General features: G+C 67.2%; 15 protein-coding genes. 10 read left to right on the plus strand and 5 right to left on the minus strand.

Translation table 11 applies throughout. The annotated features are described in order from the left end of the window. Positions 1–99: 99 nt before the first annotated feature. The 9 genes from AAHA49_RS11455 (at position 100) to purQ (ending at position 10,259) form a co-directional block, all read left to right on the plus strand. Positions 100–1,596, plus strand: coding sequence for an aminobutyraldehyde dehydrogenase (locus AAHA49_RS11455; protein WP_342038374.1), 1,497 nt, complete (start codon positions 100–102; stop codon positions 1,594–1,596). A gap of 73 nt (positions 1,597–1,669) precedes the next feature. Further along, entirely contained in the window at positions 1,670–3,397 is a 1,728-nt protein-coding gene (locus tag AAHA49_RS11460; protein WP_342038375.1) for an amidohydrolase, read from the plus strand. Beyond that, positions 3,394–4,560, plus strand: coding sequence for an ABC transporter ATP-binding protein (locus AAHA49_RS11465; protein WP_342038376.1), 1,167 nt, complete (start codon positions 3,394–3,396; stop codon positions 4,558–4,560). The genes AAHA49_RS11460 and AAHA49_RS11465 overlap by 4 nt, the downstream gene beginning before the upstream one ends. Then, positions 4,560–5,711 carry a polyamine ABC transporter substrate-binding protein gene (locus AAHA49_RS11470; RefSeq protein ID WP_342038377.1) on the plus strand — a complete coding sequence of 384 codons (1,152 nt, stop codon included), beginning with the start codon at positions 4,560–4,562 and terminating at the stop codon, positions 5,709–5,711. Before AAHA49_RS11465 ends, AAHA49_RS11470 begins: the two co-directional genes overlap by 1 nt. A 98-nt stretch (positions 5,712–5,809) precedes the next feature. Further along, positions 5,810–6,694, plus strand: coding sequence for an ABC transporter permease (locus AAHA49_RS11475; RefSeq protein ID WP_425286517.1), 885 nt, complete (start codon positions 5,810–5,812; stop codon positions 6,692–6,694). Positions 6,695–6,696: 2 nt separating this feature from the next. Beyond that, positions 6,697–7,560: an ABC transporter permease gene (locus AAHA49_RS11480; protein ID WP_425286518.1), complete on the plus strand. Its 864-nt coding sequence runs from the start codon at positions 6,697–6,699 to the stop codon at positions 7,558–7,560. 160 nt (positions 7,561–7,720) lie between these two features. After that, the gene (locus AAHA49_RS11485; protein WP_342038380.1) at positions 7,721–9,136 is read left to right on the plus strand and encodes an NAD(P)/FAD-dependent oxidoreductase; all 1,416 of its coding nucleotides are present in this window, start codon (positions 7,721–7,723) and stop codon (positions 9,134–9,136) included. Between the two features lie 137 nt (positions 9,137–9,273). Continuing rightward, on the plus strand, positions 9,274–9,528 hold the full coding sequence (gene purS / locus AAHA49_RS11490; RefSeq protein WP_339393839.1) for a phosphoribosylformylglycinamidine synthase subunit PurS: 255 nt from the start codon (positions 9,274–9,276) through the stop codon (positions 9,526–9,528). Continuing rightward, the gene (purQ, locus tag AAHA49_RS11495) at positions 9,528–10,259 is read left to right on the plus strand and encodes a phosphoribosylformylglycinamidine synthase subunit PurQ (protein ID WP_342038381.1); all 732 of its coding nucleotides are present in this window, start codon (positions 9,528–9,530) and stop codon (positions 10,257–10,259) included. The genes purS and purQ overlap by 1 nt, the downstream gene beginning before the upstream one ends. 81 nt (positions 10,260–10,340) lie before the next feature. On the opposite strand, the gene AAHA49_RS11500 is transcribed toward purQ, so the two are convergent. From AAHA49_RS11500 to AAHA49_RS11515, 4 genes are all read right to left on the minus strand, one after another. Beyond that, on the minus strand, positions 10,341–11,771 hold the full coding sequence (locus tag AAHA49_RS11500) for a hypothetical protein (protein ID WP_342038382.1): 1,431 nt from the start codon (positions 11,769–11,771) through the stop codon (positions 10,341–10,343). Positions 11,772–12,319: 548 nt separating this feature from the next. Then, complete coding sequence (locus tag AAHA49_RS11505) at positions 12,320–13,750, minus strand: hypothetical protein (protein WP_342038383.1); 1,431 nt, start codon at positions 13,748–13,750, stop codon at positions 12,320–12,322. A gap of 643 nt (positions 13,751–14,393) precedes the next feature. After that, the gene (locus tag AAHA49_RS11510) at positions 14,394–16,451 is read right to left on the minus strand and encodes an ABC transporter ATP-binding protein (RefSeq protein WP_342038388.1); all 2,058 of its coding nucleotides are present in this window, start codon (positions 16,449–16,451) and stop codon (positions 14,394–14,396) included. A 106-nt stretch (positions 16,452–16,557) separates the two neighbouring features. Then, positions 16,558–18,291 carry an ABC transporter ATP-binding protein gene (locus AAHA49_RS11515; protein WP_342038384.1) on the minus strand — a complete coding sequence of 578 codons (1,734 nt, stop codon included), beginning with the start codon at positions 18,289–18,291 and terminating at the stop codon, positions 16,558–16,560. A gap of 192 nt (positions 18,292–18,483) precedes the next feature. Between AAHA49_RS11515 and AAHA49_RS11520 the strand changes: the two genes are divergently transcribed. Then, positions 18,484–19,647 (plus strand): DUF6882 domain-containing protein, encoded by a 1,164-nt coding sequence (locus tag AAHA49_RS11520; protein WP_342038385.1) that lies wholly within the window; start codon positions 18,484–18,486, stop codon positions 19,645–19,647. Between the two features lie 104 nt (positions 19,648–19,751). On the opposite strand, the gene AAHA49_RS11525 is transcribed toward AAHA49_RS11520, so the two are convergent. Next, a complete protein-coding gene (locus tag AAHA49_RS11525; RefSeq protein ID WP_342038386.1) occupies positions 19,752–20,789 on the minus strand; it encodes a DoxX family protein in 1,038 nt (345 codons plus the stop codon). Positions 20,790–20,976 lie beyond the last annotated feature (187 nt).

A 20,976-nucleotide genomic window follows, 5' to 3' on the forward strand; every position in this document is an offset into this window, starting at 1 on the left:
CCTCACCATCGAAATCCGTTACAGTGAAGCGCAACAGTGACCCGGGCCACATCGCCAGTGCAGCACGGGTCAGCAGAACCGAAGCGGGAACCGATATGCATGAACTACTGGAACGGCGAACACCACGAGGGACGCGGAGCATCGTTCACCCTCACCAATCCCGCTACAGGTGAGGTCACCGGCGAGTACCGACTCGCCACCGCCGCCGACGTCGATGACGCCGTCGCCGCCGCGAAGGCCGCCTACCCCGCCTTCAAGTCGCTCACTCCGGGAGAGCGCGCCGATCTCCTTCTCAACCTCGCCGATGAGCTCGAGGCCCGCAGCGAGGAGCTCGCCTCGCTCGAATCGCAGCAGACCGGCAAGTCGATCCGTCTGGCCACCGACTTCGACGTTCCCGGCTCGATCGACAACACCCGATTCTTCGCCGGCGCCGCCCGGCAGCTCACGGGCCTGTCGGCAGGCACGTACTGGGAGAGGTCGACGTCGATGACCCGTCGCGAGCCACTCGGCGTCATCGGGTCGATCGCCCCGTGGAACTATCCGCTGCAGATGGCGGCATGGAAGATCCTGCCCGCCGTGGCCGCCGGCAACACGATCGTGCTCAAGACCTCGGAGATGACGCCGGGCACCTCGCTCATCTTCGCCGAGGCAGCCACCGCGGCCGGCTTCCCACCCGGAGTCATCAACGTCATCACGGGCGACGGCCGTGAGGCGGGCGAGAGGCTCGTCTCCCATCCCGATGTCGTCATGTCCTCCTTCACCGGGTCGACGCAGGTCGGCCGGCGCATCATGGAGCTCGCGGCGGCGAAGGGCGCCCGCGTCCACCTCGAGCTCGGCGGCAAGGCCCCGCTCGTCGTCTTCGCCGACGCCGACATCGAGGCCGCAGCCCGCGGCGCCGTGGCAGGCTCCCTCATCAACGGCGGGCAGGACTGCACCGCGGCGACCCGTGCGATCGTCGCAGCCGAACACTTCGAGGCCTTCACCGACCGGGTCGCCGAACTCATGGCAGGGGTCCGCATCGGCGATCCCTCCGCGCCGGCCACGGACATGGGTTCGCTCATCTCTCCCACCCACCGGGATCGCGTCGCCGGCATGGTCGACCGCGCCCGGGAAGCCGGAGCGCGCATCCGCACCGGCGGTGAGGTGCCCACGGTCGACCACCTCGGCGAGGACCTGCCCGGGGACCGGGAGACGACCGCGTTCTTCGCTCCCACCCTCATCACCGGCATCGACACCGACGCCGAGGTGTGGCGGGACGAGATCTTCGGACCCGTCCTCGTCGCGGTGCCCTTCGACACCGACGACGAGGCGATCGCCCTGGCCAACGACACCCCCTACGGGCTGGCGGCGAGCGCGTGGACCCAATCGACGAACCGGGCGCTGCGGGCGGCCGCGGACATCGAGGCCGGGTGCGTGTGGATCAACGAGCACATCCCGATCGTCTCGGACATGCCGCACGGCGGGTACAAGGCCTCCGGCTTCGGCAAGGACATGAGCCAGTACTCGTTCGACGAATACACCCAGATCAAGCACGTGTTCATCGACCAGCACGAGGACCCCCACCACGAGTGGCAGGACACAGTCTTCACCACCTGAGTCCGGTCCCGGCGCCACCCCTGCCGGAACCCGGCCCGCCTTTCCATCACCCCGCCCTACAATGACAGCCTGCGTGACCCTGCTCGATCACGCCTCCTACGACAAGGAAGTCGGTGGAATGACCCCTGACCCTTCATCCCCCGCCCGGCCCCCAGCCGACCTCGACATCGTCGACGCCGTGATCTTCGACGGCGCCGAGGTGGTCGCCGGCACGAGCCTGAGCATCCGCGACGGTGTCGTCACGACCCTCGGCTCTCTGGCCCCGGCGACCCCGGAGACGCGGACGATCAGCGCGGCCGGCGGACTGCTCACCCCCGGCTTCGTCGACGCCCACGTCCACACCGTCTTCGGCGGCCTCGAATCGTTGGGCTGCGACCTCACCGGCGCCGAAGGACTCGAGGCCACGCTCGCGCTCATCCGCGACCACCTCGCCGCAACCGATGACACCGCTGCGGACCCCGCCGAGAACTGGCTGACCGGCGGCGGCTGGGCGATGGCCGACTTCCCCGGCGGCGTGCCCACCGCCGGCCTCCTCGACGATCTCAGCCGGGAGCGTCCGATCCTCCTGCTCAGCGCCGACCACCATTCGGCATGGGTGAACACGAAGGCGATGGAGGTCGCCGGACTCGACGCCCGGACCCCGACGCCAGAGGGCGGCGTCATCGAGAAGGACGCGGACGGCCGCCCGGTCGGCTGCCTCCACGAATCTGCGATGGACCTCGTCTCCTCCCACATCCCGGCAGCCTCGGACGAGGACCTGCGCGCCGGTCTCCTCGCGGGGCAGGCCCACCTCGCCGAGGTGGGCGTGACCGCGTGGATGGACGCGATCGTCGGCGACTACGGCGGGCACCGGTCGAACTTCGACGGCTACGCCCGTGCAGAGGCGACGGGCGAGCTCACCGCCGAGGTCGTCGGCAGCCTGTGGTGGCCGCGCGAGGTCGAGGACATCGACGCCGAGGTGGCCCGCCTGCTCACGCTGAAGCGCACCGACTCGGGCTTCCGCACCACCTCGGTGAAGTTCATGCTCGACGGCATCGTCGAATCGCGCACCGCGGCGATGAGCAGCGAGTACACGTGTGCGTGCGGCGGCTTCGGGACGAACTACTTCACTGCGGACCACCTGCAGCGGGCCTTCGCCGCCCTCGATGCCGCGGGCTTCGACATCCACTGCCATGCGATCGGCGACGCCGCCGTCGCCGCCGCCCTCGACGCGTTCGCCGCGGTGAGCGCCTCTCCCACCGGGATGCGCGACGACGCCCGCCATCACATCGCCCACGTCCAGGTCGTCGACCCCGCCGACCTCCCCCGTTTCGCCGAACTCGGGATCACCGCGAACCTCCAGGCCCTGTGGGCGTGCCGCGATGAGCAGATGGTCGACCTCAACATCCCCTGCCTCGGCGAGGAGCGCACCGGCTGGCAGTACCCGTTCGCAGGCTTCGCCGACGCCGGAACCCACCTCGCGATGGGCTCGGACTGGCCGGTCTCGACCCCGGACCCGTGGCAGGCGATCCATGTCGCCGTCAACCGCTGGCATCCGGAGAACGCCGACCGCACACCCCTCGACCCCGCCCAGGCCATCGACATCATCACCGCCCTGCGCGGGTACACATCCGGGTCCGCGCACCTGCTGCGCTCGGAGGCCAACGGGCACATCCGCCTCGGCGGGCGGGCCAACCTCGCGCTCGCCGACCGCAACCCCATCACCCTTGACCCCAGCCGCATCGCCGAGACCCGGAATGCGCTGACGATCGCGGACGGCATCGTCGTCCATGACTCCACCTCCTCAGAAAGGCCATCATGACCGCCACGACAGAAGCCACCACGGCTCATCCCGCCCCGACCGGGGGCGACCACCTCGAGATCCGCGGGGTGAAGAAGGTCTTCGGTGAGAACACCGCGATCGAGAAGCTCGACCTCGGTGTCAGACAGGGAGAGTTCCTCTCCCTCCTCGGGCCCTCGGGCTGCGGCAAGACGACGCTGCTGCGGATGATCGCCGGCTTCGAGGCGCCCACCGACGGGCAGATCCTCCTCGACGGGCGCGACATTGTCTCCCTGCCCCCGCACAAGCGGCCGGTCAACACGGTGTTCCAGTCCTACCTGCTCTTCCCGCACATGAACATCGCCGACAACATCGCCTACGGCCTCAAGCAGTCGAAGACGCCGAAGGCCGAGATCGCACAGCGGGTGCGCGAAGTGCTCGCGCTCGTGCGGATGGAGGACTTCGCCGGTCGCAAACCCGAGCAGCTCTCCGGCGGTCAGCAGCAGCGCATCGCCCTGGCCCGAGCACTCGTCAACCGCCCTCAGGTCCTCCTCCTCGACGAACCGATGTCGGCCCTCGACCGGAAGCTGCGCGAGGAGATGCAGCTCGAACTCAAACGCCTCCACGCGAAGCTCGACACGACCTTCGTCTTCGTCACCCACGATCAGGAGGAGGCGCTGGCGATGAGCGACCGGATCGTCGTCATGTACGACGGCGTCATCCAGCAGATCGGCTCCGGTGAGGAGATCTACGCCGACCCCGCCAACGGCTTCGTCGCCGGCTTCATCGGCAAGCAGAACTTCGTCCCCGCCGAGGTGATCGCCATCGACGGCGAGAGCGTGCGGCTGCGCACGGCGAACACCGTCATGGAGACCGCGGTGACCGAGCTGCGCCCAGCCACCGCGAGCACCGAGTCCCGCCCGTTGGCCGTCGGGGACCGGGTGCGCGCGGCCATCCGTCCCGAGCGGATGCGGGTGGCCGCGGCCGGGACCGAGACCCCGGGGACGAACGCGGCCCGCGGTCGCGTGCTCTCGACGTCCTTCCTCGGCGATGTCGTCCAGTACATGGTCGTCGTCGGCGACAACGACGAGATCCTCGCCCGGGTGCCCGCCGCAGGCGGGGAGATCCTCGGTCCCGACGCCGAGGTGGATCTCAGCTGGGATGCCGACGCCGTCGCCGTCTACGGCGCGCAAGGCGGTGCGTGATGGCTGACGTGCACTTCCTCGCCCCGCGGGCGAAGGCGAAGCAGCTGAGCCGCCGGGCCGTGCTCGCGGGGTTCGGCGTCGTCGGACTCGGGGCGCTGAGCGCGTGCGGGAAGACGACGAAGATGGCGGCCTCTCCCCCGGTCGACGGAGAGCTCGAGTCGAAGCTCAACCTCTACTCGTGGGGCGACTACGACAACCCGGAGCTCATCGACGCGTTCAAGAAGAAGTTCGACGTCCTCGTCCAGGTCGACTCGTACGGGTCGAACGAGGAGCTCGTCGCGAAGCTCTCGACGACCCGGGGAACCTCGGGCTACGACGTCGTCGTGCCCACCGGCTCGAACATCCCGCAGATGCTCAACCACAACCTGCTGCAGAAGCTCGACATGTCCCTCATCCCGAACTTCTCGAACATGGACCCGAACTTCACCGGCCAGTACTTCGACCCGAAGAACGAGTACACGATCTGCAAGGCGTGGGGCACCACCGGATACGTCTACGACACGACGGCCATCAAACGGGACCTGACCAGCTGGCAGGACTTCATCGACACCGCGAACAATGAGGCCTCCGGCACGACCGCGCTGCTCGAGGACCCGTGGGAGGTCACGGCGATCGCGCTGGCCACCCTCGGCTACAGCCTCAACACCGAGGACAAGGGCCAGCTCGACGAAGCCCGGGCCGTCGTCATCGACAAGATGGCGCCGAACGTGAAGGCCTACATCAGCAACGCCGCCACCGGCATGATCCAGGGCAGCTTCACCCTGCTCCAGTCCTTCAACGGCGACGCCCGGCAGGGTCTGGCCGAGGTCTCCAACCCCGAGGATTGGAAGTTCGTCTTCCCGACCCCGACGGCCAACCTCTGGATGGACAACTGGGCGATCGCCACGGGAGCCCCGCACCCGGACTCCGCCCACGCGTTCATCAACCAGATGATCTCCCCGGAGACCGCGGTCGCCCAGCTCGACTACATCGGCTACCCGATCGGGACGAAGGGCCTCGCCGAACAGGCCAAGGAGGCCGACCTCGGCGAGCAGGAGCTCATCTTCCCGAGCCAGGAGGTCCTCGACCGGCTCGAACCGAGCATTCAGACCCCGGCAGACCAGATCCGGACGGCGATCCTCGCCGACGCCCAGGCAAGGAGCGGAGCATGAGCACCCCGACACAGACACAGGAGCCGTCGACACCGCAGCCGGCCTCCCCGGCGTCCGCGAAGACCCCGCCGAAGAAGCCCGGCGGGTTCTCGGGCCGGATGTTCGGCGCCGCGGCGATGTCGTTCCCGACCTGGGCCTACGCCCTGTTCTTCTTCATCATCCCCGTCGCCCTCGTCGTCTTCTACAGCTTCGGCTACAAACCCGACCAGTTCACGGCGGTCGCCACCGACCAGCTCTCCTTCGACCGCTACCCCGAGGCGCTGTCGGCGAGCTTCATCGCCACGTTCTTCGCGACCCTGCGGATCTCCCTGCTCGGCACGCTGCTCTGCCTCGTCATCGCCCTGCCGTTCGCGTACTGGCTGGCCATCAAGGTCGCCCCGGCGAGGCGGTCCCTGGCGCTCGCGCTCGTCATGGTCCCGTTCTGGACGAACTTCCTCGTCCGCACCCTGGGCTGGCAGATCATGCTCTCCCCCGACGGGTTCCTCTCCCAGTGGATGCAGGGCATCGGGATCCTCGACGCCCCGCTCGACATCCTCTACACCCGGGCGGCCGTGCAGATCGGCGTCGTCTACAACTATCTGCCGCTCATGATCCTCCCGCTCTTCGTCGCCATCGACGCCTCGGGCAGTCGGCTGCGAGAAGCCAGCTACGACCTCGGCGCGGGTAAAGTGACGACGTTCCTGCGGGTCACCCTGCCCATGGCGATGCCCGGTGTGGTCTCGGGCTGCCTGCTCGTGTTCATCCCGCTCAACGGCGACTACGTCACCGCCACCGTCCTCGGCGGGGCGAACGGGTCGATGATCGGTCAGCTCATCGCCAACCAATTCAACGCCTCGCAGAACTGGGCGCTCGGCGCGGCCATGGCGCTCATCCTCATCATCGCCACCCTCGCCGTCGTCGGCATCGGCTTCGCCCTGCTGTGGCTGGGGCAGCGGATCGCCGCACGACTCAACAGCGTCCGACTCACCGATGGGAGGGCATGACCATGCCGAAGAAGAACACCTTCGCCCGGAGGACGCCCACGGACATCGCACTCAACGTGTGGGGCATCCTCGTCTTCATCTACCTCTTCATCCCCATCGCGGTCATCATCGCGTACTCGTTCAACACCGGGCGGGTGCTCGCGAACTTCCGCGGCTTCGGCCTCGACGCCTACATCACGGGGCTCAACAACGACATCATCATCTCCTCTGTCGTCACGAGCCTCCAGGCCGCAGTGGGCGCGGCGATCGTCTCGACGGTCTTCGGCACCCTCGGCGGTGTGGCCCTGGCCCGGGCGCCGAAGGGCGCGTGGTGGGCGCTCGGCCTCACCGGCATCCTGGCGCTCACCCTCGTCACCCCGGAGATCGTCGACGGCATCTCGTTCCTGCCGTGGTTCGTCACCCTCGGCGTCGACTGGGGCATCACCCCGATCAACAACGGCCTGGTCCGTCTGATCATCTCGCATGCGATGTTCTCGATGGCGATCGTCACGTTCATCGTCAGGGCCCGGCTCGCCGGCATCGACACCCAGCTCGAGGACGCCGCCGCCGACCTCGGCGCCACCCCGTGGCGCCGGTTCAAGGACATCACCCTGCCGATCGCGGCGCCCGGCATCCTCGCCGGAGCGCTCATGTCGTTCACGGTCAGCCTCGACAACACGATCCTCTCGAGCTTCGTCCAGCAGCCCGGCTACACCCCGTGGCCGGTCTACATCTTCGCCGCCGTCCGCGTGGCCCTGCGCCCCGAGGTCGCGGCGATCTCGACGGTGATGTTCGTCCTCACTCTGGCAGCGTTGGCCTTCGTCGGCTTCGTCCTGCGCCGGGCCGGAAGCAATTCGACGGAGATCATCAAGACGATGGCAGGATGATCGAGCGCCTCGGCGGGTGCGATCCCTGCCGAGGCGGTCCCTCTCACCAGCACCACCGACCCGACCAGCACCACCAGTGCCGCACGGCGCGCTCAGCGCCGCGGGGCAGACACAGTGCCGTACGGCACACTCAGTGCCGCAAGGCAGAAAGCGAAGTGACATGGACGTCAAAGCCGCATTGGCCGACGCCTCCACCGTTCCGTTCTGGCTCGACTCCGAGCAGCGACCGGCCCCGCTGCCGCCGCTGCCCGGTGACCGCGATGCCGACCTCGTCGTCGTCGGAGGAGGGTTCACCGGACTGTGGACGGCACTGCAGGCCAAGGAGCGCGACCCCGACCGCCGCGTCGTCCTGCTCGAGGCGAACACCGTCGGGTGGGCGGCCTCGGGGCGCAACGGCGGATTCTGCGCGGCCAGCCTCACCCACGGCTACGACAACGGGCAGACGCACCTGCCCGACGAGAACGAACGCCTGGCTGCCCTTGGGCGGGAGAACCTCGATGCGATCGAGGCCGCCGTGGAGAAGTACGGCATGGACTGCGAGTTCGAGCGCACCGGTGAACTCGACGTCGCCACCGAGGACTACCAGGTCGCCGACCTCCGCGCCGGCCATGACCCCGATGCCGGGTTCATCTTCTACTCGCAGCAGGAGCTCGCCGACGTGGTCCGGTCTCCGACGTACAAGGGAGCGCTCTGGGACTCCCGCGAGGTCGCGATGCTCAACCCGGCGAAGCTGTGCTGGGAGCTGCTGCGGGTCATCCGGGAGCTCGGCGTCGAGGTGTACGAGGGGACGAAGGTCACCGGCATCCGCGACCGGAAGTCCACGGTGTCCGTGACCACCGAACCCGTCTCCGGGGACCGGGCAAGCGACTCCGGGCACGCGACGATCACCGCTGACCGGGTGGCGCTCGCGACGAACGTCTTCCCCTCGCTGCTCAAGCGGGCGAGCCTGCACACCGTGCCCGTCTACGACTATGCGCTCATGACCGAACCCTTGAGTGACGAGCAGATGGCGGCGATCGGCTGGGAGGGCCGCCAGGGCATCGGCGACTGCGCGAACCGGTTCCACTACTACCGGCTCACCGCAGACAATCGCATCCTCTTCGGCGGGTGGGACGCCGTCTACCACTACGGTCGGCAGGTGTCGTGGAAGTACGACCAGAATCGGGAGACGTTCGAGACCCTCGCCGAGCACTTCTTCGAGACGTTCCCCCAGCTCGAGGGTGTGCGCTTCACCCACAAGTGGGGTGGGCCGATCGACACGTGCTCCCGGTTCTTCGCGTTCTTCACCACCGCCTACGACCGGAAGGTGGCGATGGCGACCGGCTTCACCGGCCTCGGTGTCGGCGCCTCCCGATTCGCGGGCACGGTCATGCTCGACCTGCTCTCCGGGACCGACACCGAGCTGACGGAGCTCGAGATGGTGCGCAGGCAGCCCCTGCCGTTCCCGCCCGAACCCATCGCATGGCTGGGCATCAGGATGACGACCAAGGCGCTCATCAAGGCCGATGAGAACCAGGGCAGGCGGGGACCGCTGCTCAAGGTCCTCGACGCCGTGGGCATGGGCTTCGATTCCTGAGCTCGGCCCGCCCGATCCGCCCCGTCCGTCCGGTTCCGCACCGGGAGGCGGGGCGGTTCCATGTGTGCGTGCTTGGTAGACTGGGCGCGAGCGCGGGAGGGAGCTCCCGACCACATTCCCAAAGGAGTCAAACACGCATGGCACGTGTCGTCGTTGAAGTGATGCCCAAGCCCGAGATCCTCGACCCGCAGGGCAAAGCGATCTCCGGTGGACTCACCCGACTCGGGTTCTCCGGATTCGGCGAGGTCAGGCAGGGCAAGCGCTTCGAACTCGAGGTCGAGGGCGAAGCCACCGACGAAGTCCTCGCGCAGGCCCGCGAAGCCGCCGAGACGCTCCTGTCCAACCCCGTCATCGAGAACGTCGTCGCCGTGCGCGTCGCCGAGGACGCCTGATGACGGCAACGGCTGTCACCGGCGCCGAGGCGGTCCCCGGTGATGATGTGAGGATCGGCGTCGTCACGTTCCCTGGGACCCTCGACGATCGTGACGCCGCTCGCGCCGTCACCCTGGCCGGCGCCTCGGCGGTGAATCTCTGGCATGCCGATTCGACGCTCTCCGGCGTCGACGCCGTGATCCTGCCCGGCGGATTCTCCTACGGCGACTACCTGCGCTGCGGGGCGATCGCGAGGTTCGCGCCGATCATGGAGGCCGTCGTCGCCGCCGCCGGCGCGGGGATGCCCGTGCTCGGCATCTGCAACGGCTTCCAGGTGCTCTGCGAATCGCATCTGCTGCCCGGTGCGCTCATCCGCAACGAGGACCAGCACTTCATCTGCCGCGACCAGGATCTCCTCGTCGAGAACGCGGACACGGCCTGGACCGGGGACTACGAGCAGGGTCAGACGATCCGGATCCCGCTGAAGAACGGCGAAGGCGGATACGTCGCCACCGATGAGGTGCTCGACGAGCTCGAGGCCACCGGTCGCGTCGTCTTCCGCTACCAGGGTCTCAACCCCAACGGCTCGCTGCGCGACATCGCCGGAATCACGAACGAGGCGGGCAACGTCGTGGGTCTCATGCCCCACCCCGAGCACGCCGTCGAGGTCGGCTACGGCCCCGACAGCACGGGCGTCGACGGGCAGGGGTTCTTCTCCTCCGCGGTGCGCACGCTCGTCGCCGGTCGCTGAGACGCCTCGGCGCACATAGCACACACTGCACGCAGTTCGGCCCCGGAGCGCCTGCTCCGGGGCCGAACTGGTCTCGCTGTGCTACTTCTTCAGTGCTCCGCGCCTGCGGGCGAAGAAGACCGCTGCCGCGCCGGCGAGGATGAGGACTGCTCCTGCACCGAGTCCGGTGAGCTCGGCACCGGTGCGCGGCATCGACCCGGCATCGTTGGAGTCGCCGACGTCACCGCCTCCGCCGCCGCCCTTGCCTGTGACGGTGAACTTGCCCTTGAGTTCGGTGCCGCCGCAGTTGGCGACGACATCGTAGGTGCCGACGTAGGCCGACGGGGTGTTGTCGAGTCCGTAGACCTGGGCCGTGACCAGTCCTGAGCTGTCGTTGTCCGCGGTCCGGTCGTAGAGGAGCTTGCGCGGGTTGTTGCCCCAGACCTGGAAGCGAACGGATTCCGAGACGCAGTCCTGAACGGTGAGGTTGACGCCCTTGTCGCGGTTGACGAAGTCCGCTCCGGAGAGCCTCTCCGGCTGGACCCACAGTTGCGGCTTGACGTTCTTGTCGCCGTTGGCGGACACCGAGTAGGCGGAATCTCCGTACTGATCCCCGCAGTCGGTGCGGACAAGGTAGTCACCGACGAACGCGGTGGGCTTGACCTTTCCGACCTTGGGAACATACGTGGCGCTGGCCGTGCCGTTCTCGTTCGCCACCTTGCTCGCCTCGAACACAACGGTGTCCGGATCGTATTTCGTCGTCACGGCGAAGGCGACGTCGTCGCCGGCCTGGCAGCCCTTCATCGTCATTGTGACTCCGTTGGCGAGGTAGCTGTCGAGCTCCTGCGACTTCGGCGAGACGGTGAGCGATGCCTTGCCAGGCGATTCGGTCTCCCCGGCGATGACGGTGGCCGTTGCCGAGTACGACTCGTTCTGCGCGCCCCTCTGGACGTCGACGGTGACGGTGACGGTGTCACCGGGTGAGACTTCCTGACCGGTCCAGAAGATTCCGAAGAAGGTTCCCTCTTCGTCCACGGTGACGCTGGTGCCGTCGCCCTCACCCCAGCTGACGGTGTCGCCGGGCAGCACGCCTTCGACGTAGAAGCCGAGCCCGACTTCGGGGATGCTGATGTCTTCGACTGTCACCTCATCGCTCTCCAAGCTGAGGGACGCTTGAAGCGGCGGGTCTTCCGGGGACTCTGAGGGGGTCTCTTCGGTGCCTTCGGTCGGGTCTGCGGTGCCGGTGGAGTCGTCGACGCCCGAGGAGTCGTCCGTGCCGGTCGACTCGTCCGTGCCGGTGGAATCGTCGGTGCCGGTCGAGTCATCGACGACCGAGGAGTCGTCGACACCGGAGGAGTCTGCGGTGCCGCTGGAGTCATCGGTGCTCGAGTCGTCCGGCGGGGTCTCACCTTGGGCGCTGCCGTCGGGGTCCGGCATTGCCACGGTCGTCTGTGCTGCGGAGGCAGCGGTCGGCATGATGCCCATGGTGGCGACGGCGAGTGCCATGGTCGTCGCGATGATGAGGCGTTTCATGTTCGTCCTTCCAACGGGCCTGGGGCGGCCAACGGAGCCTGGGGTGGCTTAGTCGAGGACACTACGGTCGATGTCAATGCGTGTGGAGTTCTGTTCATTGCGTACATGACAATTCTGTGATGTGGGTCACGGTGAAAAGTTATCCCGCTGTCACCACAGGTGTGGTTAACCCTGTGGACAACGCCGCGGTCACTCGGCACCCACACCCGGATATCCACAAGGAAGAGGACCTGTCGCCCCAGGTGAGGAGCACAGCTCCTGCCACCGATGCGAGCGATGGCCGGCGGATCGCGGGAATCCCGATTCGGTCATCGTCGATGTCCCGAGATGTTGCGATTCCGCAGACACAACCCGCTCAGCCCGGACGATCGTTATCTCCGGAGGGCACCGATCGGCGATCCATTCGCACGGGCGGCCTCCGTATGCCGCCGTCAGACGAGCCTGAACTCGCGAATCGGCCCCGGGGCGTCGACGTCTCGTCGATGCTCCGGGGCCGATCTGCGTTCTCCGTCGAGCCGGGCGGCGTCACCGACCTGACGGGAGTCCTGTCATCCCTTCATGTGTCCGCGGCGCCGAGCGAAGAGGACTGCTCCAGCTCCGGCGAGGATGAGGAGTGCTCCTGCGCCGAGTCCGGTGAGTTCGGCACCAGTGCGCGGCATCGAGCCGGAATTGCCCCCGCCTCCTCCGCCGTTGCCGCCTCCACCGGAACCTGAACCGGTGACGACGAACTCGCCTCCCATCGCCTTGTCCCCGCAGAGAGCCTGGACGGTGTAGGTGCCGACATAGGCGGACGGGTCGTTCTCGAGTCCGTAGGTCTGGACGGAGACGAGTCCGTCGTACCCGTTCGGCGCAGTGCGGTCGTAGAGCAGCTCGTTCGTCTTCTTGCGCCAGACCTGGAAGCGGACCGAGTCGGAGGTGTAGCAGTCCTTGACTGTCATCGTCACGCCCTTGTCGCGGTTGACGAAGTCCGCGCCGGAGAGCTTCTCGGGCTGGATCCAGAGCACCGGCTCGAGCTCCTCGTCGCCGTTGTCGGTGACGGTGAAGGTTCCCTCCTCGTACTGGTCACCGCATTCCGCCCGGACTAGGTACTCGCCGACGTAGCCGGATCCATCGCTGTCGCCCAGCTCCGGAACGTAGGTGAAGACGGCTGCGGTGTCCTCGCCGGCCTGCTCCTTGCCCTGGAACAGTACGGTGTCCGGGTCGTATTTGGTGGTGATGATGACTTCGACGGTGGAGTCCATCGTGCAGCCGGCCATCATCACAGATACTCCCTTGGTCAGGAAGCTGTCGAGGGTCTGCGACTTCGGTGTGATGTCGAGGGTCGAGGTGGACGGCGGTTCGGTCTCACCCTCTCCTTCGACGACAGCGGCGGTCGCCGAGTATGTCTCGTTGAGTTCACCTCTCTGTACTGAGACGGTGACGGTCACGGTGTCTCCGGGCTGGACGTCAGCGTCGGAGTAGTACGTCGCCGTGAATGTTCCGTCTTCCTGGGCGGTGGCGGTGGCGCCGTCTCCGTCGCCCCAACTGATCGTGTCCCCGGCGAGGACGCCGTCGACGAAGAAGCGGATGCCACGGTCGGGGTCCGCGAGTTCGTCGACGGCGACTTCGGTGGTCTCGAGGCTCAGGGAAGCCTCGATGGGGATGTCGGTCGGGGTCTCCGAGGGGGTGCTTCCGGCGTCGTCGGTGCCGTCGACGTCTGCCTCTCCGGGGGTGGTCGGGTCGGGGGGTGTGCCGTCCGCGGCTCCTTCGGAGTCGGCGGTGCCGGAGTCGGTGCCGTCGGCGGTGGCACCTCCGGCGTCGGTGCCGTCTGCTGTGCCGTCGGGTTCTCCGGTGGAGTCGGCGGCAGGGTCTGGGGATGGTGCGGGTGCGGTGTCAGTGCTCGCCTGAGCCACGACCTCGGGCGCCGCGGCTGCGGCGGGAAGGGCACCGAGGGTGGTGACGGCGAGCGCGAGGGTGGTCGCGAGGATGAGCCGTTTCATGATCGTCCTTCCAACGGAGTCCGCCTGGGTCGGCGAACCGGTTGCTGTGGTTGGTGAGGACGGTACTCAGGAAGTCACTTCGAGGGGACTTATGGTCATTGAGTTCATGACAATGCTGTGATGCAGGTCACGGCGAAGTGTTATCGCTTCGTCACCACGGGCGTCGTTGCGCGGGAGGTGCCGATGCCGGGCGTCACTCGTCGGTGCCGGGTGTCGCATCACCTGCCTCGTCGATCTCCCTGGTGGGAGCCCACCGAGTCGGGTCGAGTCAGCATTCACCCGATGGGTCCGGGTCGCGCTCGGAGCGGTCATGGCGAAACTGTCATCTCATCTCGATCAGGCCGAGGTGCCGTGCTGGCTCCCGAAAATCGTTATCGTCGCCTACAGCGTCAGGGACAGCCTCTCCCCAGAGAGGTTCTCAGGAATTGGCAGCGGCAGCGACTCCGGCACCGTCCGAGGCAGCGGCGCTGACATCGTGCGTCAGCGCTCCCAGGAGAACAACGAATGCGCGGTCCCGAGGCTGGTGCCTCGGGACCGCGCATCGGTCCGGGTTCGGCGATTCACCTCGCCGCCGGTTCAGGTCGCCGACTGCTCAGTCCGGCTTGTGCCGACCGTCCGCCGTATCCTCGACGCTTTCCGGCGCTCAAGCACCGTCCGACGCCTTTGCTCCCTCTGAACCCCCGACATGCTCGGCTTCTGCGCGCTCGGCAATGGCAGCATCCGCTTCGTCCTCGGCGAGGGCAGCGGCGTCGGCGATGATTCCGGGTTCGGTCTCCGCCTCGGCGAGCACCTCCGAGGTGAAGTGCTCCTCTGCGTCCTCGCCGCGGAACTGGGACATGTAGAGCCGGTAGTAGGCGCCTTCGGCCGCCAGCAGCTCCTCATGGCTGCCGTGCTCGACGATCGCACCGTGTTCCATGACGATGATCGTGTCGGCGTCGCGGATCGTCGAGAGGCGGTGGGCGATGACGAACGAGGTCCGGTCGGTGCGCAGCGCCGCCATGGCCTGCTGGACGAGGAGCTCCGTGCGCGTGTCCACCGAGGAGGTGGCCTCGTCGAGGATGAGCAGCGAGGGATCGGCGAGGAAGGCCCGCGCGATAGTGATGAGCTGGCGTTCGCCTGCCGAGACGCTGCCGCAGTCGGAGTCGATGACCGTGTCGTACCCTTCAGGCAGCTGTCGGACGAACCGGTCGACCATCGTCGCCTTCGCGGCGTCGAGCACCTCCTCGTCGGTCGCGTCGAGGCGACCGTAGCGGATGTTCTCCCTGATCGACCCGTCGAAGAGCCACGCGTCCTGGAGGACCATGCCCACATGCGAACGCAGGTCGGCCCGCGTGAGGTCGCGGATGTCGACGCCGTCGAGGAAGATCGCTCCCCCGGTGAGTTCGTAGAACCGCATGACGAGGTTGACCAGGGTCGTCTTGCCCGCACCGGTGGGACCGACGATCGCAATGGTGTGGCCCGGATCCGCGGTGAACGAGACGTCTTCGATGAGCGGGGTCTCCTCGGTGTAGCGGAAGCTCACGTGGGAGAAGTCGACGCGGCCGGGAGTCCGCGGCGGCAGCGACGCCGTCGCCTCGTCCGGTTCCTCCTCCTCGGCGTCGAGGAGCTCGAAGGTCCGTTCGGCGGAGGCGACACCGGACTGGAGCATGTTCGCCACCCCCGCCATCTCCGAGATCGGCTGTGAGAACTCCCGCGAGTACTGGATGAACGCTGTCGCATCGCCGAGCGTCATCTGCCCCGAGGCCACACGCAGACCGCCGGCCACGGCGATGAGGACATAGCTGAGGTACGAGACGAACTGCATCGAGGGCATGATCATCCCCGACACGAACTGGGCGCCGGCGGAGGCACGGTAGAGCTCCTCGTTGCGGCGGTCGAACTCCTCGAGCATGACCTGGTCGCGACCGAAGGCACGGACGACATCGAGGCCGGAGAACGACTCCTCGACGTGACCGTTTACCTCGCCGGTGTACTTCCACTGGGCTTTGAATTTCCGCTGAGCCTGCGAACCGATGACTCCGGCGATGAGCGCTGAGAGCGGCAGGGCGATGAGGGCGAGCAGAGCGAGCTGCCAGGACACGATGAACATCATCACGCCGATGCCGATGATCGTCAAAGCCGCCTGCACGAGCTGCGAGAACGCCTGCTGCAGCGCCTGCTGGATGTTGTCGACGTCGTTCGTCACCCGCGACATCACGTCGCCACGCTGGCGAGTGTCGAAGTAGCGCAGCGGCAGCCGGTTGATCTTGCGTTCGATGTCCTCGCGCAGACGGTAGACGACGCGCATGACGAGGGCGTTGAGGATGTAGCCCTGCGCCCACATGAGCATCGAGGCGACGAGGTACATGAGGAGGACGACGATGATGATCTGCCCGAGTGCGGTGAAGTCGATGCCCTGACCCGGGACGACTCCTGCGGTGGCGAGCATGTCGGCGTAGTCGTTGCGTCCCTGCGCGCGGGCGGCGGCGATGATGTCCTCGATGTTCGCCCCGGCCGGCAGCTGGGAGCCGATGACACCCGAATAGACGACGTCCATCGCCTTGCCGAGCACCTTCGGGGCGATGACGGTGAGCACGACCGAGCCGATGACGAGGAGGACGACCTTGACCAGGCCCGCCTTCTCGTTGCCCATGAGACCGAAGAGCCTCTTGACCGAGGGCCAGAAGTGTTTGGCCTTCCGTGCGGGGGTGCCGCCGAACATGTCGCCGTCGCCCTCCTGTGGGATGAAGTCCTCGGCGAGCTCCGCCTCGGCGGTGGCCGCACCGGAACCGGTGGTCTCGGCGATGGTGGGATCCTTCTTCGCCACCTCAGTTCACCCCTTCCGCGGTCAGCTGGGATTCGACGATCTCCTGATAGGTCGGATTCGTCTCGATGAGCTCGTCGTGAGTGCCTCGGCCGACGATCTTGCCGTCGTCGAGGACGAGGATCTGGTCGGCATCGCGGATCGTCGACACACGCTGGGCGACGACGATGACCGTCGACTCCCCCGTGGTCCGGCCGAGGGCTTCCCGCAGACGGGCATCGGTGGCGACGTCGAGGGCGGAGAACGAATCGTCGAAGACGTAGACGAGCGGTTTCGCCGCCAGTGCGCGGGCGATGCACAGTCGCTGCCGCTGGCCGCCGGAGAAGTTCGTGCCGCCCTGGGCGACGTTCTCAGCCAACTGGTCCGGCTTCTCGGCGACGAAGTCCGCGGCCTGCGCGGTCTCGAGCGCCTCCCACAGCTGCTCGTCGGTGGCGAATTCGCTGCCGAAGCGCAGGTTCGAGGCGATCGTGCCGGAGAACAGGTACGGCTTCTGCGGGACGAGGCCGACGAGCTCGGCGAGCTGGTGCCGGTTGAACGCGCTCACGGGCACCCCGTCGATGAGCACCTCGCCGGCCTGGGGGTCGATGAGGCGCGGAATGAGGCCGACGATCGTCGATTTGCCCGACCCGGTCGAACCGATGATCGCCGTCGTCGTCCCCGGCTGCGCGGTGAACGTGAGGTCCTCGAGGACCGGGACCTCGGCGCCGGGATAGCCGAAGGTGACGTTGCGGAACTCCAGCTCACCTCGGCGAGGGAGTTCGTCGACGCCGTCGGGGATGACCATCGACGATGTCGTGTCGAGGACTTCGCAGATGCGTTCGGCGCAGACGACGGCACGCGGGATCATCATCATCATGAACACGCCCATCATCACGGCGACGAGGATCTGGAGCAGGTACTGGAGGAACGCGGTGAGCGATCCGACCTCCATCTGCCCGGCGTCGACGCGGTGCCCGCCGAACCACAGGACGGCGGCGGTCGCGAGGTGGAGGATCATCATGATCGCGGGGAACATGAGGACGAAGAGGTTGCCGACCTTGACCGAGGTCTCGGTCAGGGCCCGGTTGGCGTCGGCGTACCGGTCGGTCTCGAAGGGTTCGCGGACGAAGGCGCGGATGACGCGGATGCCGGTGATCTGCTCCCGGAGCACGCCGTTGATGTCATCGACCTGATCCTGCATGCGACGGAAGAGCGGCATGAGGAGGACGACGAGGATGCCGACGACGACGAAGAGCGTGGGCACCGAGACCCAGACCAGCCAGGACAGGCCCGCGTCCTCGCGGAAGGCCATGATGATGCCGCCGATGCACATGATCGGGGTGGAGACCATGAAGTTCAGGGTCATGAGGACCAGCATCTGCACCTGCTGGACGTCGTTGGTGTTGCGGGTGATGAGGGTCGCGCTGCCGAACTTCCCGACCTCGAGGGTGGAGAGGTCGTCGACTCGGCTGTAGACGGCGCGGCGGATGTCTCGGCCCACTCCCATCGCGGAGCGGGCACCGAAGTAGATCGCAGTGACAGCCGTGATGACCTGGACGAGGCAGACGATGAGCATCGTCATCCCGGTCGACCAGATGAAATCGGTGTTGCCCTCGGCCACGCCCTCGTCGATGATCCGGGCGTTGAGGCTCGGCAGGTAGAGGGCGGCGATCGTCGACGCCAGCTGGAGGATGACGACGAAGACGATGAAGAGCCAATAGGATTTCGCGTATTTCAGGGTCAGGCGCAAGAGTGCCACAGTGAACATCCTGGGGTTCGAAAACTGAAACTGAGCCGTCGTGAGAGTTGAGAGCGCAACGCATCATCTTACATCGAACTTCCTCCTTCGCAAGGTCCGCATGCTCGTCACAGTCCATCATGAGGCACTGACACGGGCCGGTGGTCCGCGTGCCTCCTCGCATCTGTCCGGCACCCCCGTACGCTGGAAGGCATGAGCACAACACTGCAGGACCTCGTCAATCGCGCCGTCTTCCTCTCCACGGAGACGCAGACGCACTTCGGCGGACTCATCGCCGACGCCGCGTGGGAGGTCGACTTCACCGCGGATCCGCACCTCACCTTCACTGCCGAGGACGATGCGGTGCTGCGCACCCGTCCCCATCTCCTCGGTTCCGAGTCGAGCTCGCAGGGCACGTGGCTGTGGGGGTGGGAGAACATCAACGAGTTCCCCGAGGCGGTCGTCGGCCTCTCCCATGAGGTGCGGAAGTTCGGTGCCGCCTCGGACATCGACGAACTCGTCTCCCCGGAACTCAAGCTCGACGACGAGCTCGCGCTGCGCCTGACGCTGGCGGCGAAGGAGGCGACGGGCAAGTGGGCGCACTACCCTGCTGCGGCCGGCGCCGGGACCACGGTGTGGCTGCTCGTCGACGCCCCCGAGCTCACGTTGCCCGAACCGACCGTCAAGGCGTCGGTGCGGGCGCTCATGCAGGGGCTGACCCAGACGACGGTCGACGACCACCGCGCCGCGCTCGAGGCGTACGTCGCCAAGCGCGGGATTCCCACGGCACCGCTGCCCGAGAACGGTCTGCGTCTGCTCTTCGCCGACGGCAGCGCTGATCTCAGCTTCGACGAGGTCAGTCGGATCTCCAACTGCGAGGTGCACGCGCCGCTCGAGGGCGAGGCCGCCGAGCAGTTCTCGCGCATCACCGGGATCACCGTCGCCGACGCTTCCTCGCCCGGCGCGACGGCGGCTGCCTCGGCGACAGCTGAATCGACAACGACTGACTCGACAACGGCACGGGAGGACTCCGCGGCGGCCGCGAGCGGTGGACCGTCCGGCAGCGAGCACACGGCAGCATCGTCCGCGACCGGCCGGAGCGCAGACACTGCCGACGAGGCGGTCGCTCCCGCCGCCGAGACCTCCCGACCGGACGCGTCGCCGGCTGCCTCGTCCGAGGCGACGGCGGAGCATCGCAGCGATGGTGTCCCCGCCGAGGCGGCCGCTCCGTCCGGTACCGCCGAACACGCCCGCTCCGAATCGCCTCGCACCGAGGATGACGAGTCCGCCGCGTCCGCTGAGCCTGCGACGGAGGAGCCCGAGGCGGCAGAGGAGCCGAAGAAGAAGGGCCTGTTCTCGCGCCTGTTCGGACGCTGAACCCGCCTCGGCAGAACCCCTGCCTCCGGTGGGAGACATCGGTGGGAGACGAAACGGCATCCACGATCGAGTCGTGGATGCCGTTTCCGTGTCTGCGCACATGGTCAGCGGTGGATCGCTTCCCTGGGGGCCCAGCTGAAGTCGCGGTCGTAGAGGTATCGCCGTTCCGGGTCGGGGACGAGTGTGAGGTCGAGGCCGTCGCCCGTCAGACGGAGCCTGCCCTGATCTCCGAGGTCGTAGCGCAGTCCCATTCTCGTCGACACGTCTCTGACCAGGCCCTGATCGCCTGCGAGCTTCGGATAGAGGGACAGTGCGAGGGACCCGTCGTCCTTGACCTGGTAGGAGCCGTCCTGGAAGCTGCCGTCGGCGAATCTGATGGCGACGCGCGCCTTGCCTCCGACGGCGATCTGCCCGAAGGCCATCTGCGTGATCTCGGCGCTGTCGACGGTGCGCTGGCCGCCGTCGTCAGCACGGTAGACCCCCGCGACGACCGGTGCCGGATCGAGTTGCCCCCAGTTCGTGCGCAGCCCGAAGGCGACGCCCGAGCCGACGATGAGGACGACTGCGAGCAGGGGTGAGGTCCATTTGGTGATGGCGACGAAGATGCGGTTGTCGGAGATCCTGCCCTGGACCGGAGCCCCGGTGGGAAGGCCGATGAGGAACCGCCCGAGGCGCACGAGGTTGGGGATGAGGAGGATGAGGCCGGCCAGTGCCATCATTCCGGCGAGCTGTTTGACCGGAACGTCGAAGGTGAGGTTGAGGAGGAAGACGACGGACATATCGACGACGGCGAGAGCTGCTCCCAACCACGCTGTGCGTCGGAAGAGGAGGAGGATTGCGGCGGTGACCTCGGCAGCGCCGGCGAGGAACTGCACGACGGGCGAGAAGCCCATGAATCGCCAGAGCAGGCCCATCGGGCTCATCTCGCCGTATTGGATGAGGGCGTCCGAGTAGTCGGCATAGCCCATCTGCATGAGGAAGACCTTGGACCAGCCGTAGACGAGCAGGTAGCCGGCGAGCCAGATCCGCAGCAGCCAGTGGCCGCCCCAGAGGACTCTCGTCAGCACTGAGCGGATCCTACGGTTGGAAGTGGAGACGGGCTTCCCGTCGTCGATCGCGGAGACTTCAGTGTCGTTGCGCATGTCTTCAGGCTAGGCACGCCGAGGTGGTGCCTCCATCCGGTTGCCTCTCCCTTTGGGGTGAGGAAAACCCGATCTGCTCGGCGGGTGGCGTGGACGCTCACGTCCGTGAATGCAAAAAGTGGGGGCACCCCTTGAAGGAGTGCCCCCACCCGAAGAATATTGCGGCAGTCACTTACTCTCCCACAAC

The sequence above is a fragment of the Brevibacterium ammoniilyticum genome (genome assembly GCF_038429965.1).
In the GTDB taxonomy this organism is placed as follows: Bacteria; Actinomycetota; Actinomycetes; order Actinomycetales; family Brevibacteriaceae; genus Brevibacterium; species Brevibacterium ammoniilyticum.

What these genes read in the sequence shown, in the direction of transcription:
- AAHA49_RS11455 (WP_342038374.1), top strand. Translation starts at nt 100, where the DNA reads ATGAACTACTGGAACGGCGAACACCACGAGGGACGCGGAGCATCGTTC.
- AAHA49_RS11465 (WP_342038376.1), top strand. Translation starts at nt 3,394, where the DNA reads ATGACCGCCACGACAGAAGCCACCACGGCTCATCCCGCCCCGACCGGG.
- AAHA49_RS11470 (WP_342038377.1), top strand. Translation starts at nt 4,560, where the DNA reads ATGGCTGACGTGCACTTCCTCGCCCCGCGGGCGAAGGCGAAGCAGCTG.
- AAHA49_RS11475 (WP_425286517.1), top strand. Translation starts at nt 5,810, where the DNA reads ATGTTCGGCGCCGCGGCGATGTCGTTCCCGACCTGGGCCTACGCCCTG.
- AAHA49_RS11480 (WP_425286518.1), top strand. Translation starts at nt 6,697, where the DNA reads ATGCCGAAGAAGAACACCTTCGCCCGGAGGACGCCCACGGACATCGCA.
- AAHA49_RS11485 (WP_342038380.1), top strand. Translation starts at nt 7,721, where the DNA reads ATGGACGTCAAAGCCGCATTGGCCGACGCCTCCACCGTTCCGTTCTGG.
- purS (WP_339393839.1), top strand. Translation starts at nt 9,274, where the DNA reads ATGGCACGTGTCGTCGTTGAAGTGATGCCCAAGCCCGAGATCCTCGAC.
- purQ (WP_342038381.1), top strand. Translation starts at nt 9,528, where the DNA reads ATGACGGCAACGGCTGTCACCGGCGCCGAGGCGGTCCCCGGTGATGAT.
- AAHA49_RS11500 (WP_342038382.1), bottom strand. Translation starts at nt 11,771, where the DNA reads ATGAAACGCCTCATCATCGCGACGACCATGGCACTCGCCGTCGCCACC.
- AAHA49_RS11505 (WP_342038383.1), bottom strand. Translation starts at nt 13,750, where the DNA reads ATGAAACGGCTCATCCTCGCGACCACCCTCGCGCTCGCCGTCACCACC.
- AAHA49_RS11510 (WP_342038388.1), bottom strand. Translation starts at nt 16,451, where the DNA reads ATGTTCGGCGGCACCCCCGCACGGAAGGCCAAACACTTCTGGCCCTCG.
- AAHA49_RS11520 (WP_342038385.1), top strand. Translation starts at nt 18,484, where the DNA reads ATGAGCACAACACTGCAGGACCTCGTCAATCGCGCCGTCTTCCTCTCC.
- AAHA49_RS11525 (WP_342038386.1), bottom strand. Translation starts at nt 20,789, where the DNA reads ATGCGCAACGACACTGAAGTCTCCGCGATCGACGACGGGAAGCCCGTC.